Raw genomic sequence first — 13,720 nt, 5'->3', positions numbered from 1 at the left:
CCCATGAAGACGATCCTGATCCTCCGCCACGGGAAGTCCGACTGGGACGCCGACTACGCGGGCGACCACGAGCGGCCGCTCGCGAAGCGCGGCCAGAAGGGCGCCCGCAAGATGGGCCGCTTCCTGACGACGGCGCGGGCCGTGCCGGACCGCGCGATCACCTCGACCGCCGTCCGCGCGCGCGAGACGCTGGCGACCGCCGCCGAAGCGGGCGGCTGGACCGGCGCCGCGCGCGTCACCGGCGCGCTCTACGAGGCGACGCCGCAGGCCGTCCTCGCCGAGATCCAGGCCGAGCCCGACGACGCCGACACCGTCGTCGTCGTGGGCCACGAGCCGACATCGAGCGGGCTGGTCTCGTTGCTCATCGGTGGTGGGCGCGTCGAGATGAAGACGGCCGCCGTGGCGCGCGTCGACGTCGAGGTCGAGACGTGGGCGGACGTGGCGGCCGGGCGCGGGACGCTGGCGACGCTGCTGGCGCCGAGCGCGCTGCGGCCGAACGCCTACCGCAAGCTCAAGAAGACCATCGACAAGGCCATCGACGCCCGCAAGAAGGCCGAAAAGCAGGCCGCCAAGACGGCCGCGCCCAAGGACCCGCCCCAGCCGACGACCTCGCTCCCGCGCGGCGGCGTCGAGCCCCGCCAGCCGGACGCCGAGACCGACGACCCGACCGCCTAGCGGCCGCGAGCGCCCTCCGCCCCGTTGACCCACCGCGCTCGCGGGGCCCGAGCGCGGGCGCGAGCACTGACCGCCCCCCTTCCGCTCGCGATGCCACCCGACGATTCCGCCGACCGCCCCTCTGGCGCCTCCCGCGCCGAGGCGGAGGCGGAGGCGGCCGCCCACGACGCCCAACGGGCTGCGAGCGCCGCCGAGCACGCGCGCGACGACGCGGAGACTGCGAAGGCGGACGCCGAGACCGCCGCCGACCAAGCCGAATCCGCGCAGCGCGCCGTCGGAGCGGAGGTGGACGAGGCCGAGCCCGACGACGAGGCCGAAGACTTCTCGGCGGCCGAGCCCGACCCCGTCCTGGACAACGCCCCCGACGCCGACGCCGACTCGGCCGTCGAGGAGATGGCGCGGCGCCAGTTCGGGATCCGCACCTGGGAGCGCCCCGCGCTCTACCGCGAGACGGCCGAGGCCGCGACCGACACCGACGTCCCGTTTTTCGCCGTCCTGCTGCTCTCCGGCGCCATCGCCACGCTCGGGCTCGTCCTCGACTCGACGGCCGTCGTGATCGGTGCGATGTTGGTGGCCCCGCTTCTCGGCCCGCTCCTCGGCCTGTCGCTGGCGCTCGCCGTCGGCGACGGCCGGCTGTTCGTCCAAACAGCAGCGGCGGTCCTGCTCGGCGCCGCCGGGATCGTGGCGCTGGCGGCGCTGCTGACGTTGCTGCTCCCGTTCCAGACGGTCACCGCCGAGATCGCCAGCCGGACGCGGCCGACCACGCTCGACCTCGCCATCGCCGTGTTCTCCGGGCTGGCCGGCGCCGTCGTGACGGCCTCGCGCGAGGCCCGGCTTTCGGCGTCGATTCCAGGCGTGGCCGTGGCCGTCGCGCTCGTCCCGCCGCTCGGCGTGGCCGGGTTCGGGATCGCCGTCGGCGAGTGGGCCTTCACGCGCGGCGCGCTGCTCCTGTTCGGGGCCAACCTCGCGGGCATCGTGCTCAGCGGCATGGCCGTGTTCTTCCTGATCGGGATGCACCGCACGGACGTCGTGGAGGCCGCGCGGGCGTGGCACGACGAGGGCCAGGCGACCGGCGTCGCCGCGCGCGTCAGCGGGATGCGATGGCTCGACCGCCTGCCCGGCATGGCGACGCCGCAGGGCCGGTTCGTGCTCGTCGTCGCGTTCATGGCCGCCGTGGCCGTCCCGCTCACGACCTCGCTCGGCCAGTTCGTCCGCGAGGCGCGCGTCAACGCGGCCGTCGACGCCGTCGAGTCCGAGCTCGAAAAGTCGGGCCGCGCGTTCGTCATCGAGCGCGACCTGACGCTGGGCGACACCACCACGACGGTCCGCTTGCGCGTCGCCACGTCCGAGTGGATCCGCGACGACGCTGAGGCCGACCTGACGGCGATGCTGGAGGCGGCGGCCGAGGAGCCCGTCGTGCTGACGGTCGAGCAGGTGCTGGCGTCGACCGGCGACCTCGCCTCGTTCGCGGATGCGATCCCGTCGAGCCCCGCGCGGTCGTCGGCCGACCCGCGCCCGGTGCCGATCCCGGTCACGCTCTCCGAGGTCCGGGGCCGGCTGGCGCAGGCGCTCCGGGGGCTGGCGCTGCCCGACGGCGTCCGGCTCGTCGGTGGCGAGGTCCGGGTCGAGACCGAGGGCGGGCCGCCGAGGCTGGAAGTCGCGTACGCGGCGCCGCAGCGGCTCCCCGCCGAGGCCGAGGAGCTGCTGGCGCGCCAGGCCGCCCGGACGCTCGGGCTCGACGAGGCGTCCGCCCGCACGCGCGCCGTCGTGCTCGGCACGCGCGCGCTCCCCGACTCCGCCGGCACGGCCGCGCTCGCGGCGCTCGTGGCCGACTACCCCCGCCTCCGGCTCACCCTCGCCGGCGACACCGCCGCCGTCCGCACCGCCCGCGCCCGCGTCGTCGGGCTGGGCGCCCCCGCCGACCGCGTCCGCGCCCGGCCCGACACCCTCCGGCCCCGGGCCTCGCTGTCGCTGGCGCCCGACTCGCTCTCGACCGACTGACCCCGGTCGCTGGAACAGGCCTGCCCCCCATCGGGGTACCACCGGGCCCCTCCCGTAGCTCGCCCCTCCGTGCCCACGCCCCCCGACCACTACGCCACGCTCGGCGTCGCCGACGACGCCTCGGCCAAGGAGATCAAAAAGGCCTACCGCAAGCTGGCGCAGGACTTCCACCCCGACCGCAACGCCGGCGACGCCGCCGCCGAGGAGCGGTTCAAGGAGGTCCAGGCGGCCTACGACGTGGTCGGCGACGCGACCAAGCGGAAGGCCTACGACCGCGCCCGCCGCGACCCCTACGGCGGCCGCTACGAGAACACGCCGTTCGACGGGTTCGGCGGCGCCCGCGACGGCCGGTTCTACCGTGCCCCGGACGGCACCTACGTCCGCGTCGACACGACGGGCGCCGGGCCGGGGCAGGCCGACGACGCGTTCACCTTCGGCGGCGGCGGCGGCGGGCTCGGCGGCATCTTCGACCAGTTCTTCGGCGGCGGCGCGGGCCCCGAGCCGCAGTACCGCGGCGGCCGCGACGTCGACGCGACGGTGCGGATCTCGTTCGAGGAGGCGCTCGCGGGCGGGCGCCAGGAGCTCCGCACGCCGTCGGGCGAGACGGTCCGCATCACGATCCCCAAGGGCGTCCGCGACGGGTTCAAGATCAAGCTGGCCGGCAAGGGCGACCCGGCGCCAGGCGGGCGCGGCGCGAATGGCGACCTGTTCGTGACCTTCCGCGTAACGCCCCACGGCCGCTTCGCACGCGACGGCGACGACCTCGAGGTCACCGAGTCGATCTCGGCCATCGAGGCCCTGCTCGGCACCACGCGCGAGGTGACGACGGCCGACGGCAAGACGGTCCGCCTCAAGGTCAAGCCCGGCACCCAGCCCGGCACGCGGCTCCGCGTCAAGGGCCAGGGCGTCGAGACCGCCAAGGGCCGCGGCGACCTCTACGTGGTCCTGGACGTGACCGTCCCGACCCTCTCGGATGAGCAGGCCGCGGGGCTCCGCCAGTGGGCCGACGCGGCCGGGCTGGCATAGCGCACGCCCGGCTCCGGTCCCATCCGCTACACCGTCACCTCGTCGGCCGGCGGCCGGCGGTTGTAGCTCGACGCCATCACCGCCCCGTACGCGCCCGCTGTGGCGACCACGACCACGTCGCCCTCACTCGCCTCGGGGAACGGGCGGCCGTGCGCGAAGGCGTCGCCGGTCTCGCAGATCGGGCCGACGATCTCGGCGAGCCCGGCGTCCGGCGCCCCGAGCCGCGACAGGTTCGCGATGTCGTGGTGCGCCGCGTACAGCGCGGGCCGGACGAGCGAGTTCATCCCGGCGTCGAGCCCGACGTAGCGGACCTCGCCCTTGCGCTTGACCTGCGTCACGCGCGCCAGCAGCACGCCCGCCTCGGCCACCAAAAACCGGCCGGGCTCGACCCACAGCTCGAACGCGGGCCGCTCGGCGTGGAACGCCGCCAGCGCCGCACCCGCCGCCCCCAGATCGAACGGCGCCGCGCCGCCGGTCGAGACCGGGATCCCGCCGCCCACGTCGAGGACGCGTGCGTCCGGGAAGTGCGCGTCGGCGTGCGCCGCGAGCGTCCGCGCCGTCGTCGCCCAGGCGTCGGTCTCGTCGACCCCGCTGCCCACGTGCGCGTGGAGCCCCACGACCCGGACGCCGCGCCGGCGGGCCGTCGCCGCGAGCGCCGGCAGGTCGGCCGCCGCGACGCCGAACTTCGACGCCGTCCCGGCCGTGCGGACGTGCGCGTGGTGGCCCTTCCCCGTGCCCGGGTCGACGCGCACGAACACGTCGTGCCCGGCCCACACCTCGGCCCAGTCGTCGAGCGACGCCGCGTTGTCGAGCGTCACCCGGACGCCGAGCGCGAGGGCGGCCTCGACCTCGGCGCGCGGCGCGAAGTTGGGCGTGAACAGCACGTCGCCCGGGTCGAGGTCGGGCAGCAGCTCGCGGACGTACTCGACCTCCGCCAGCGACACGCACTCGGGCCGCAGCCCCTCGGCCGCGAGCGCCCGCACCAGGTCGGGGTGGCCGTTCGCCTTGATGGCGTAGAGCGGCCGGGCAAATGGGACGGCCGCGCGGAGCGCCCGTGCCCGCTGGCGCGCCGTCTCGACGTGGTAGACGTAGCGGGGCGTCCGCTCGGCGGCGAGCGCGAGGAGCGCGTCGCGGTGGACGTGCCACCAGGGCGTGTCGGGCATGATCGTCGGGGGGACCGCCCGCAAGGTCCGTCGCGTGGCGCCAGCGTGCTCGGGAATGTGCGGAGGCGGGGTCGCACCCGGGAAGGCGGCGCTCCGGCGCGTTAGGGCAGCGATGTATTCTGGCACGCGCCCCACCCCTTGCGCGCCCTGCCTGGCGCGCGCGCCACGCTGCCCCTCTGGAATGCGCGAGTATGACGAGATCGCCGAGTGGTTCACCGCGACCCGGAGCCCCGACGTCGGCGTCCCCGACCTCACCGCCTTCGCGGAGACGCTCCCGCCCGGTGCGCGTGTGCTCGACCTCGGGTGCGGCGACGGCGTCCCGATCTCCCAGACCCTCTTGCGGGCGGGGCTCGCCGTCACGGCGCTCGACAGCTCTCCGGCGATGGTCGAGCAGTTCCGGGCCCACGTCCCCGGCGTCCCCGTCCGCTGTGCTCGGATCCAAGACGCGCGCTTTGCACGCGGGGCGTTCGACGCCGTCGTGGCGTGGGGCGTCCTGTTCCACTTGTCCGAGGCCGACCAGACGACGGCGATCCGGAAGGTGGCCGAATGGCTGACGCCGACGGGCCGGTTCCTGTTCACGTCCGGCGGCTCCCGGGGGGTGGCCGAGAGCGAGATGGACGGGGTCCCCTTTCGGTACGTCTCGCTGGGGGCTGTGGGGTACCGAGACGTGCTGGCGCGCGCCGGGATGCGCATGGTGCGCCACTATGCGGACGCGTGGCAGAACGACGTCTACGTCGCCGAAAAGGCCACCTCGCCCGACTAGCACCCCGGCGTCCTACTCGCTCATGTGCCCGCGCAGCTCGGCCCGGCGGCCCCGCTGGCGGAGCTTGCGGAGCGCCTTCTCCTTGATCTGGCGGACGCGCTCGCGCGTCAGCTCGTACTCCTGGCCGATCTCCTCCAGGGTCATCGCCGTCTCGCGGCCGATCCCGAAGTAGAGGCGCGTGATCTCGGCCTCGCGCGGCGACAGCGTCTGGAGCGCCCGCTCGATGTCGGACGTCACGCTCTGGCCGACGAGCAGCTCGTCCGGCGGCACCGAGGCCGCCCCCTCCAGCACGTCGAGCAGGCTGTTGTCGTCGTCGTCGCCGAACGGCTCGTCGACCGACAGCGAGCGCGCCTGGTGGCGGAGCGCGTCCTCCACCTTGTGCAACGGCAGGTCGAGCTCCTCCGCCAGCTCCTGCACGTTCGGGGGCCGCTTGTAGGTCTGCGCCAGCCGCGCCGAGGCCTTGCGGATCTTCGAGATCGTCCCGATCCGGTTGAGCGGCAGCCGCACCGTCCGCGACTGCTCCGCGAGCGCCTGCAGGATCGCCTGCCGGATCCACCACACGGCGTACGAGATGAACTTGAACCCGCGCGTCTCGTCGAACCGCTTGGCCGCCTTGATGAGCCCGTAGTTCCCCTCGTTGATGAGGTCCGCCAGCGACAGGCCCTGCCCCTGGTACCGCTTGGCGACCGAGACCACGAACCGCAGGTTGGCCCGGACCATCTGGTGCAGCGCCTCCTCGTCGCCCGTCTTGATGCGCCGCGTCAGGCGCACCTCGTCCTCGGCCGTCAGCAGGGGGATCTGGCCGATCTCCTGGAGGTACTGATCCAGCATCCGCTGGCTTGGGGGGACGTACATGGCGCGGCCGGGGGGGGCGGCTGGTGAGACGAACGGCAGTCGGGCTGGGTGGAGCCGAGAGGGGCGGCGTGAACAACGGGGGTCCAGAACGTACAGCGGACCGGGTTCTCATGTACGAATCGTGAAGGCGCAAGGTCCCGTAGGGGGAACGCTTGGGATCACGCGGGGCCGGGCCCGACGCTGCGCCGTCGTAGATTTGCGGCCCCCTCCCGCCCGATGACGCACGCCCCGCCCGCCCCCACCGACACCCGCGTGCTGGACTGCCGAGGGCGTGCGCTCGCAGTCGGCCCCGGCGCGGCGCACGTGATGGGGATCCTGAACGTCACGCCGGACTCGTTCTCCGACGGCGGGCGCTACGCGAGCACCGAGGCCGCCGTCGAGCGCGCCGCCGCGATGGCCCAGGCGGGCGCGGCGATCGTCGACGTGGGCGGCGAGTCGACCCGGCCGGGCGCCGAGCCGGTCGGGCTCGACGAGGAGCTGGCGCGCGTGGTCCCGGTCGTCGAGGGGATTGCCCGCGCCGTGCCCCACGTGCTCATCTCGGTCGACACCACAAAGGGCGCCGTGGCGCGCGCCGCGCTCCGGGCGGGCGCCCACCTCGTCAACGACGTGACCGGCCTCCGGGAGGGCGTCGGGACCGCCCGCGCGGCGGCCGACTACGGCGCCCCGCTCGTCGTCATGCACGGGCTCGCGAAGACGGGCGGGAGCGCCCCGCCCGACGCCTACGGCGACGTGGTCGAGGACGTGATCGCGAGCCTGCGCCGCTCGGTCGCCGCCGCCCACGGGGCGGGCGTGGCGGACGTGGTCGTCGACCCCGGCTTCGGGTTCGGCAAGACGCCCGAGCAGAACCTCCGCCTGGTCGCCCGCCTCGACCGACTCGTGGCCGAGGGCTGGCCCGTGCTGGTCGGCGTCTCGCGCAAGAGCACGATCGGCACCGTCCTCGCGAGTGGCGGCACGCCCGCGCCGGTCGGCGGGCGGCTGGCCGGGTCGCTGGGGCTGGCGGCGCTCGCCGTCGCGCGCGGCGCCGGCATCGTCCGCGCCCACGACGTGCCCGAGACCGTCGACGCCGTCCGACTCGTCGCGGCGGCACTCGAGGCAGGCCGATGAGTGCGCTGTCCCTCGCCCTCGCCATGCAGGAGGGCGTCCGCATCGGCTTCGTCCCGGTCCGCTGGCTCGACCTGCTCGACGTACTCGTCACGGCGATCATCGTCTACCAGGCCTACCGCTTGATCCGGGGCACGATTGCCGTCCAGGTGGCCGTCGCGCTGCTCGGCCTGTACGCCGTCAACGAGGTCGTCCGCGCGGCCGGGCTGACGACGCTGACCACGCTGTTCGGGGCGGTCGGCGACGTGTTCGTGCTGGCGGTCCTGATCCTGTTCGCGCCCGAGATCCGGCAAGCGCTGTTCCTGCTCGGCCGCAACCCGATCGTGCGCCGCCTCGTGACCCAGCCGCCCCGGCAGAAGATCACCGACGAGGTCGTCGCCGCGCTCGAGGAGATGAGTCGGGACCGCGTCGGCTCGCTGATCGCGTTTGCCCGAAGCACCGGCCTGCGCAACTACATCGAGTCCGGGACCCAGATCTCGGCCGACGTCGAGCGCGACCTGCTCACGGCCATCTTCTTTCCCAACTCGCCCCTGCACGACGGCGCCGTCATCGTGCAGGGCCAGAAGGTCGAGGCCGCGCGGTGCATCCTGCCCGTCTCCGACGCGCGCGGGCTCGACCCGCACCTCGGCCTGCGCCACCGCGCCGCCGTCGGGCTCACCGAGCGGACCGACGCGTTCGTGATCGTGACGAGCGAGGAGACCGGCAAGATCTCGGTCGCCGAGAACGGCCGCTTGGACGTCGGCCTGACGATCCCCGAGGTCGAGCAGCGCCTCTTGGACGCCTTCTCGCCCGACCGCCGCGAGACGCCCGCCACCGACGACGTGCCCGAGACGCCGCCCGACACGCCCGACCCTCCGTGACCGACCGCCAAGCCGCCCGCGCCCGCTCCCGACTGGTCGACGACCTCCGCGACAAGGGCATCGCCGACGAGCGCGTGCTCGCGGCCGTCGGGCGCGTGCCCCGCCACCGCTTCATCCCGGACACGGGCCTCCACCAGCAGGCCTACGACGACGTGGCCCTCCCCATCGGCGAGGGCCAAACGATCTCGCAGCCGTTCACCGTCGCCCGGATGACGGAGCTGCTGGCGGTTCAGGACGGCGAGCGCGTGCTCGAGATCGGCACCGGCAGCGGCTACCAGGCCGCCGTGCTCACCGAGCTCGGCGCACGCGTGTTCTCCGTCGAGCGCCACGCGCCCCTCCTGCAGCGGACCGTCCCGATCCTGCGCGAGCTGGGCCTCCGCGTCCGCACGCGCGAGGGCGACGGGACGTACGGCTGGCCCGGCTACGCACCGTTCGACGCCATCATCGTGACGGCCGGCGGCGCCGTCGTCCCCAACGAGCTCGTCGAGCAGCTCCGCCCCCCCGCTGCGGGCAAGCCCGACGCCCGCCTGCTCATCCCCGTCGGCCCGCCCAAGCGCCAGACGCTGCACCGCTTCACGAACACGGCGACGGGCCTGGTCGACGAGACCTTCGACGGCGTCCTGTTCGTCCCCCTCGTGCGAGGGTAGCCCGTCGTTGGTCGTCGGCGATCGGCGACCCGCCCGCCCCAGCGCAGAGGGCCCGGCGTCCTCGTCTCCTCCCCCCGACCCCTCCTCTCCTCCAGATGCTCCGCCACTACCTCCAGGGCCTCCTCATGGGCGGCGCCGACATCATTCCCGGCGTCAGCGGCGGCACGATGGCGCTCATCGTCGGCGTCTACAAGGCGCTCATCAACGCCATCGGCGAGGCGTTCTCGGCCGTCCTCACGCTCGCGCGGGGGCGGTTCCGAGACGGGTTCGCCCAGATGCGCGCGCTCGAGTGGGGGCTGCTGCTGCCGCTCGCGGCCGGCATCTTCACCGCGATCGGCATCGGGTCGCTGTTCGTGCCTGAGCTGCTGGAGCGCTACCCCGTCGAGTGCCGCGCCCTCTTCTTCGGGCTCGTCGGCGCCAGCCTCGTCGTCCCGTGGCGCGAGCGCCGGACGCATCAGAATTGGCACGTCGCCGCCGCCGTCGTAGGCGCCGTCGTCGCGTTCGTGCTCGTCGGCCTGCCCCGCTCCGGCGACGCCGCCGACCCCGGCTTTTTCCGGATCGCGGGCACGGCCGCCGTCGCCATCAACGCGATGATCCTGCCCGGCGTCAGCGGCGCGTTTCTGCTGGAGGTCTTCGGGCTGTACCGGACGACGCTGGAGGCGCTCCGCTCGCTCGACGTCGCGTACGTCGCCACGTTCGCGCTCGGCGCCGGGCTGGGGCTGGGGCTCGCGGCGAAGGGCCTAAGCTGGCTGCTCGACCGCTACCACGACCTGACGATGACCGTCCTGGTCGGCCTGCTGGCGGGCTCGCTCCGCGCGCTGTGGCCCTGGGTCGGGACCGTCGAGCACGTCTCGTCCGACGGCGCTGTCGAGCGCGTCCCCGACCCGTCGGTCCTGCTCGCGCCCGGCGCGGACTGGCCGCTCGCGCTCGGGCTGGCCGTCCTCGGCTTCGTCGCCGTCACCACGCTCGTCGTGCTGGGCGCGCGGCGCATCGACGCCGGCGACGACCTGCTGGCGGCCGAGCACGACGAGGTCCACGCGAGCTAGCCTCCGGAGGCCTACAGCCGCACGCCCACCCGGGCCGTCAGGTCGAGGGCCTGCGTCCCCGAGGTCACCCGCTGCCCGAGCAGCCACCGGAAGTCGCCCCGGACGCCGACGACCGCCCGGCCCACGGCCACCTCGTACACGGCCCCGATGGTGTTGCCCACCTCAGTCTTCCGCTCGCGGTACGTCAACGCCAGGTGCTCGCCCTCCTCCGTCCGCAGCACGCGCGAGGTGAACCCCTCGCCGTTTGCCGCCCACGCCGCGGCCGTCTCCGCCATGCGGCTGGCGGGGCGCTCGGCGAAAAACGCGGGCGAGAACGTCAGGTGGTGCAGGTCGTCGTCGCGGCGGCGGACCACCAGCCCCCCCGCCAACCCGACCCGGTGCGTCGCCCCCCCCAGCTCCGCCCGCACGGGATAGGCCGTCGCGCCGGCGGCCGCCAGCGCGTGCTGTCGCGTGTTCCACTCGGTCGGCGTCGGCGCCAGCAACGCCGCGTCGGAGGTCTCCGACGACCCGGCCACCTCAGCCATCACGTCGACGTCGAACCGGGGCGACAGCGCGACGGTCACCGCCGCACCGGCCACGGGCGCCGGCCCGCCGTCGCCGGTAAACCGGGCCATCCCGCCGAGCACCGACACCGTCGTCTGCGCCCCACCGGACGGGGCCAGCAGGAGGGCGAGGCCGGTCAGTGCCAGGCGAGAGCACAAAGAAAAACGGGGCATCTGCGTAGGGTGGAAACAGCGGCCCCTCGAACGCCAATGCACCCCGTTGTTCCGCCGCCGACGGCGTCCCGAACGAATTCGCAGATCTCGCCACACCGGCTCACGTCTGGCCCGGGGCGTCCGCCCCGCTACTACAGCCGCACGCCCACGCGGACCGTCGCGTCGAAGGCGTGCGTGCCCTCGCTCACCGGCTGGTCCAGAAACCGCCGGTAGTCCGCCCGGAGGCCCAGCGTCGCGCGCCCGACCCCGAGTTGGTAGGCCACCCCCGCCGACGCGCCGATCTCCCACGCCGTGCTGGGGTAAATCAGCGCCAGGTGGTCGCCGGCGACGGTCCCCGGCCCGTCGGCGGCCACCGACAGGACGCGCGCCTCGTAGCCCGGGCCCAGCGCCTCCCACTCGGCTGCCGCGACGTCGATGAACCCCTCGGGCTGGCTGTCGAAGTAGAGGGGCGAGAACGTGCCCTGGTGGAGCCGGTCGTCCCGCCGCCGCCCGTTGAGCGCCACGCTCGTGCCCAGCCGATGGTCGGCCCCCAGGAGGCGCCCCTGCAGCGGGTACGCCGTCGCCCCCAGCGCGGCGACCGCATGGCGCCGGACGTGCCACGTCGCGTCGGACCGGAAGAGCAGCGCCGCGTCGGTCTCCTCGGCCGACCGGGCCACCTCGACCAGCACGTCGAGATCGACGACGCGCGAGACCGACCGCGAGACCGCCACGCCGCCCACCGCCGCCGGCCCGCCGAACCCGGTCAACACCGTCCGGCCACCGACGGCCGAGACGGTCGGTTGGGCCGACGCAGGTGCGACGGCACAGACGGCCAGGAGCAGGGCGTGGAGCGCGAAACGGGGCATGGACTCGGGACGTCGATGGCGAAGATCGAGCCGCGCAGAGCGGGGACGTCTCGCCCCCGCTCCGCCACGGCCAGGGCCTACTTGAAGCTCCACTCGATCCAGCCTGTGTTGTAGGCCGTCGAGAGCGGGTCGGCGAAGTTGGCCGGCGCCGAGCCCATCTCGTCCGAGCCGTCCTTCCACGAGAACGTGAATCCGACGGTCGCCCGCGCCTGCGGGTTGGTGCCCACCTGGCCGGTCAGGCTCACGTTGAACCCGATCGTCGCGCCCGAGTCCTCCTCGTACCAGCGGACCCCGTTGAAGAAGCCGCTGTTCTCCGGGTACCAGTTGAACAGGAACCGGTTGAGCGTGTGGCGCTGGTGCTCCGGCTCCGGGTCGCCGATGGTGCCGTTGTACACGAACGCCGTCGGGTTCGACGCCCCGATGACCTGCACGCGGATCTCGGCCGGCTCCTTGATCCACGGCTCGCGGTCGTCGAGCACGTTGACCCACTCGAGGACCTCGGTGTGCGGGGAGGTCCGGGTCGTCGGCGTGCCGCCACCGCCGCCACCGCCGCCGCCGCCGCAGAACTGGTTCAGCTCCTCGCCGACCTCGCACGGAGGCGGCTCGAGCCCTTCGGGGGCGATGTAGCCCTGCAGCGGCGTGCCCTCGGCGTCGGTCCGCTCGTTGAACGAGACCACCACGACGGGGTAGCGCGGGGGCTCCTTGGCCGAGAGCCGGATGCGGTGGCCGTCGGGCCGGTAGGCCGGCACGTACTCGAGGTCCACGTCGTCGACGCCCGCCGGCATGTAGGCCACGATCGGCGCCCGGCGCCGGACGTTCCACGAGTCGAGGTGGACCGGGACGCCGACGGTCAGCGTCGGGCCGGTCTTGCGGGCCTCATTGAGCAGGCTCGTGCCTTCAACGAGCGAGTTCGTGTTCGCGAACGACGCGAGCATCGCGCTCTCGAACGTCGTCCCGCCGACGTCCGCCTTGGCCAGGTCTCGGTACAGGATCTCGGGGGCGCCGTTGAAGCGGGCCTCCGCCCCCTTCACGACCGCCTGCCGCAAGGCCAGGTCGTTGAGCCCGGCCGCCAGCATCTGCGCCAACCCGACGAGCGCGTCGTTGGTGGCTCGGTCGGCCGCGGAGAGCGATGCCGTCGTCGGGGCGGGCGCCCCAGGAAGGGCGGGGCCGGCGGTGTCGCACGCGGCGAGCCCCAGTACGAGCGCGGCCGCCAGCGGCCACGCGTGGAAAGCAGGGAGTCCTCTAAACATGTGAGAGGGGAAAGGGGGAAGTCACCCCTCGGCCCGTGTGGCCGGGGACGGACCACACACTATTCCACACACAGTGCAATCCCCCATGCCCCACGCCTCAATCGCTCTGCGTCCGGTCCCCCATCCGTCCTCCGCCTGATGGGCCAACCCCTGGTGTGCAAAGACTATGCGCCCGACGCCGTCGGATCCACCACGCCTACGATCGTCGCGTCCGTCGCCGTCAGCGCGTGCTCGGGTTGGAACGGGATCGCCGCCTCCGACGAGGTCACGAACAGGACGGTGTCGCCGGGCCCCGCGTCGCAGGTGTCGAGTGCGGTCGTGGGGCGGCCCGCGTCCGAGCCGTCGGCGCGCAGGGGCTGGACGAGCAGCATCCGCCGGCCCTCCAGCGAGGCGTCCTTGCGGGTCGCCCACAGGCTCCCGATGACGCGGCCCAGCCTCACGCCTGCGCCGTCGCTTGGGGCAGCGACGCCGGGTCCGCCACGTCGAGCCGGTCCACGATCGCCATGATGACCGCGTCGACGGCCTTGCCCGTCGTCACCTCGGTCTGCCGCCCCGACGAGCCCTGGGCCACCAGCACGGTCTCGCCGACGCCCGCGCCGACGGCGTCGGCGGCCACCACGACCGTCGCCAGCGGCACGCCGTCGAGGTCCACCTCGCGGACGATCAGGAACGTCATCCCGACCAGCCCGGGGTCTTTCCGGGTGGCCCAGACGGTGCCGATGACCTGGCCGAGGAGCATGTTGTTCGGAGGGGGGGGCGCAAGGTACCGACC

The 13,720-nt window shown here is 74.1% G+C and carries 15 protein-coding genes; 8 read left to right on the top strand and 7 right to left on the bottom strand.

The features are described 5' to 3' along the window. Nucleotides 1-3 precede the first annotated feature (3 nt). The 3 genes from ACLIRP_RS00220 to ACLIRP_RS00210 all read left to right on the top strand — a co-directional run bounded on the left by ACLIRP_RS00220 (nucleotide 4) and on the right by ACLIRP_RS00210 (nucleotide 3,702). Entirely contained in the window at nucleotides 4-675 is a 672-nt protein-coding gene (locus tag ACLIRP_RS00220; RefSeq protein WP_412061938.1) for a SixA phosphatase family protein, read from the top strand. A 90-nt stretch (nucleotides 676-765) separates the two neighbouring features. Continuing rightward, nucleotides 766-2,676 carry a TIGR00341 family protein gene (locus tag ACLIRP_RS00215; RefSeq protein WP_412061937.1) on the top strand — a complete coding sequence of 637 codons (1,911 nt, stop codon included), beginning with the start codon at nucleotides 766-768 and terminating at the stop codon, nucleotides 2,674-2,676. 69 nt (nucleotides 2,677-2,745) lie between these two features. After that, nucleotides 2,746-3,702 carry a DnaJ C-terminal domain-containing protein gene (locus ACLIRP_RS00210; RefSeq protein ID WP_412061936.1) on the top strand — a complete coding sequence of 319 codons (957 nt, stop codon included), beginning with the start codon at nucleotides 2,746-2,748 and terminating at the stop codon, nucleotides 3,700-3,702. A 26-nt stretch (nucleotides 3,703-3,728) separates the two neighbouring features. Here ACLIRP_RS00210 and ACLIRP_RS00205 read toward each other — a convergent pair whose 3' ends face one another. Continuing rightward, complete coding sequence (locus ACLIRP_RS00205) at nucleotides 3,729-4,865, bottom strand: alanine racemase (protein WP_412061935.1); 1,137 nt, start codon at nucleotides 4,863-4,865, stop codon at nucleotides 3,729-3,731. Between the two features lie 181 nt (nucleotides 4,866-5,046). On the opposite strand from ACLIRP_RS00205, the gene ACLIRP_RS00200 reads away from it, so the two are divergent. After that, on the top strand, nucleotides 5,047-5,628 hold the full coding sequence (locus tag ACLIRP_RS00200) for a class I SAM-dependent methyltransferase (RefSeq protein WP_412061934.1): 582 nt from the start codon (nucleotides 5,047-5,049) through the stop codon (nucleotides 5,626-5,628). A gap of 12 nt (nucleotides 5,629-5,640) precedes the next feature. On the opposite strand, the gene ACLIRP_RS00195 is transcribed toward ACLIRP_RS00200, so the two are convergent. Further along, entirely contained in the window at nucleotides 5,641-6,483 is an 843-nt protein-coding gene (locus ACLIRP_RS00195; protein ID WP_412061933.1) for an RNA polymerase sigma factor RpoD/SigA, read from the bottom strand. A gap of 216 nt (nucleotides 6,484-6,699) precedes the next feature. Here ACLIRP_RS00195 and folP point away from each other — a divergent pair, with 216 nt between their 5' ends. The 4 genes from folP (at nucleotide 6,700) to ACLIRP_RS00175 (ending at nucleotide 10,137) form a co-directional block, all read left to right on the top strand. Continuing rightward, nucleotides 6,700-7,587 (top strand): dihydropteroate synthase, encoded by an 888-nt coding sequence (folP, locus tag ACLIRP_RS00190; protein WP_412061932.1) that lies wholly within the window; start codon nucleotides 6,700-6,702, stop codon nucleotides 7,585-7,587. Further along, complete coding sequence (gene cdaA, locus ACLIRP_RS00185; protein ID WP_412061931.1) at nucleotides 7,584-8,444, top strand: diadenylate cyclase CdaA; 861 nt, start codon at nucleotides 7,584-7,586, stop codon at nucleotides 8,442-8,444. The genes folP and cdaA overlap by 4 nt, the downstream gene beginning before the upstream one ends. Further along, nucleotides 8,441-9,091: a protein-L-isoaspartate(D-aspartate) O-methyltransferase gene (locus ACLIRP_RS00180; RefSeq protein ID WP_412061930.1), complete on the top strand. Its 651-nt coding sequence runs from the start codon at nucleotides 8,441-8,443 to the stop codon at nucleotides 9,089-9,091. Before cdaA ends, ACLIRP_RS00180 begins: the two co-directional genes overlap by 4 nt. 95 nt (nucleotides 9,092-9,186) lie before the next feature. After that, nucleotides 9,187-10,137 carry a DUF368 domain-containing protein gene (locus ACLIRP_RS00175; RefSeq protein ID WP_412061929.1) on the top strand — a complete coding sequence of 317 codons (951 nt, stop codon included), beginning with the start codon at nucleotides 9,187-9,189 and terminating at the stop codon, nucleotides 10,135-10,137. A gap of 11 nt (nucleotides 10,138-10,148) precedes the next feature. Here ACLIRP_RS00175 and ACLIRP_RS00170 read toward each other — a convergent pair whose 3' ends face one another. The 5 genes from ACLIRP_RS00170 to ACLIRP_RS00150 all read right to left on the bottom strand — a co-directional run bounded on the left by ACLIRP_RS00170 (nucleotide 10,149) and on the right by ACLIRP_RS00150 (nucleotide 13,687). Beyond that, entirely contained in the window at nucleotides 10,149-10,853 is a 705-nt protein-coding gene (locus tag ACLIRP_RS00170; protein ID WP_412061928.1) for a hypothetical protein, read from the bottom strand. A 131-nt stretch (nucleotides 10,854-10,984) separates the two neighbouring features. After that, nucleotides 10,985-11,698, bottom strand: coding sequence for a hypothetical protein (locus ACLIRP_RS00165; protein WP_412061927.1), 714 nt, complete (start codon nucleotides 11,696-11,698; stop codon nucleotides 10,985-10,987). 77 nt (nucleotides 11,699-11,775) lie between these two features. After that, nucleotides 11,776-12,948 carry a DUF3103 family protein gene (locus ACLIRP_RS00160; RefSeq protein ID WP_412061926.1) on the bottom strand — a complete coding sequence of 391 codons (1,173 nt, stop codon included), beginning with the start codon at nucleotides 12,946-12,948 and terminating at the stop codon, nucleotides 11,776-11,778. A 164-nt stretch (nucleotides 12,949-13,112) separates the two neighbouring features. After that, on the bottom strand, nucleotides 13,113-13,388 hold the full coding sequence (locus tag ACLIRP_RS00155; RefSeq protein WP_412061925.1) for a EutN/CcmL family microcompartment protein: 276 nt from the start codon (nucleotides 13,386-13,388) through the stop codon (nucleotides 13,113-13,115). Then, nucleotides 13,385-13,687: a EutN/CcmL family microcompartment protein gene (locus ACLIRP_RS00150; protein WP_412061924.1), complete on the bottom strand. Its 303-nt coding sequence runs from the start codon at nucleotides 13,685-13,687 to the stop codon at nucleotides 13,385-13,387. Before ACLIRP_RS00150 ends, ACLIRP_RS00155 begins: the two co-directional genes overlap by 4 nt. Nucleotides 13,688-13,720: the final 33 nt, after the last annotated feature.

The organism is Rubrivirga halophila, assembly GCF_046845755.1.
Taxonomy (GTDB): domain Bacteria; phylum Bacteroidota; class Rhodothermia; order Rhodothermales; family Rubricoccaceae; genus Rubrivirga.
The sequence above is the reverse complement of the archived record's forward strand: the minus strand, read 5'-3'. Positions and strand labels throughout refer to the sequence as shown.

Excerpts from the sequence above, each read along its gene's own strand:
- ACLIRP_RS00220 (WP_412061938.1), top strand. The coding sequence starts at position 4 with ATGAAGACGATCCTGATCCTCCGCCACGGGAAGTCCGACTGGGACGCC.
- ACLIRP_RS00215 (WP_412061937.1), top strand. The coding sequence starts at position 766 with ATGCCACCCGACGATTCCGCCGACCGCCCCTCTGGCGCCTCCCGCGCC.
- ACLIRP_RS00205 (WP_412061935.1), bottom strand. The coding sequence starts at position 4,865 with ATGCCCGACACGCCCTGGTGGCACGTCCACCGCGACGCGCTCCTCGCG.
- ACLIRP_RS00200 (WP_412061934.1), top strand. The coding sequence starts at position 5,047 with ATGCGCGAGTATGACGAGATCGCCGAGTGGTTCACCGCGACCCGGAGC.
- ACLIRP_RS00195 (WP_412061933.1), bottom strand. The coding sequence starts at position 6,483 with ATGTACGTCCCCCCAAGCCAGCGGATGCTGGATCAGTACCTCCAGGAG.
- folP (WP_412061932.1), top strand. The coding sequence starts at position 6,700 with ATGACGCACGCCCCGCCCGCCCCCACCGACACCCGCGTGCTGGACTGC.
- cdaA (WP_412061931.1), top strand. The coding sequence starts at position 7,584 with ATGAGTGCGCTGTCCCTCGCCCTCGCCATGCAGGAGGGCGTCCGCATC.
- ACLIRP_RS00175 (WP_412061929.1), top strand. The coding sequence starts at position 9,187 with ATGCTCCGCCACTACCTCCAGGGCCTCCTCATGGGCGGCGCCGACATC.
- ACLIRP_RS00170 (WP_412061928.1), bottom strand. The coding sequence starts at position 10,853 with ATGCCCCGTTTTTCTTTGTGCTCTCGCCTGGCACTGACCGGCCTCGCC.
- ACLIRP_RS00165 (WP_412061927.1), bottom strand. The coding sequence starts at position 11,698 with ATGCCCCGTTTCGCGCTCCACGCCCTGCTCCTGGCCGTCTGTGCCGTC.
- ACLIRP_RS00160 (WP_412061926.1), bottom strand. The coding sequence starts at position 12,948 with ATGTTTAGAGGACTCCCTGCTTTCCACGCGTGGCCGCTGGCGGCCGCG.
- ACLIRP_RS00150 (WP_412061924.1), bottom strand. The coding sequence starts at position 13,687 with ATGCTCCTCGGCCAGGTCATCGGCACCGTCTGGGCCACCCGGAAAGAC.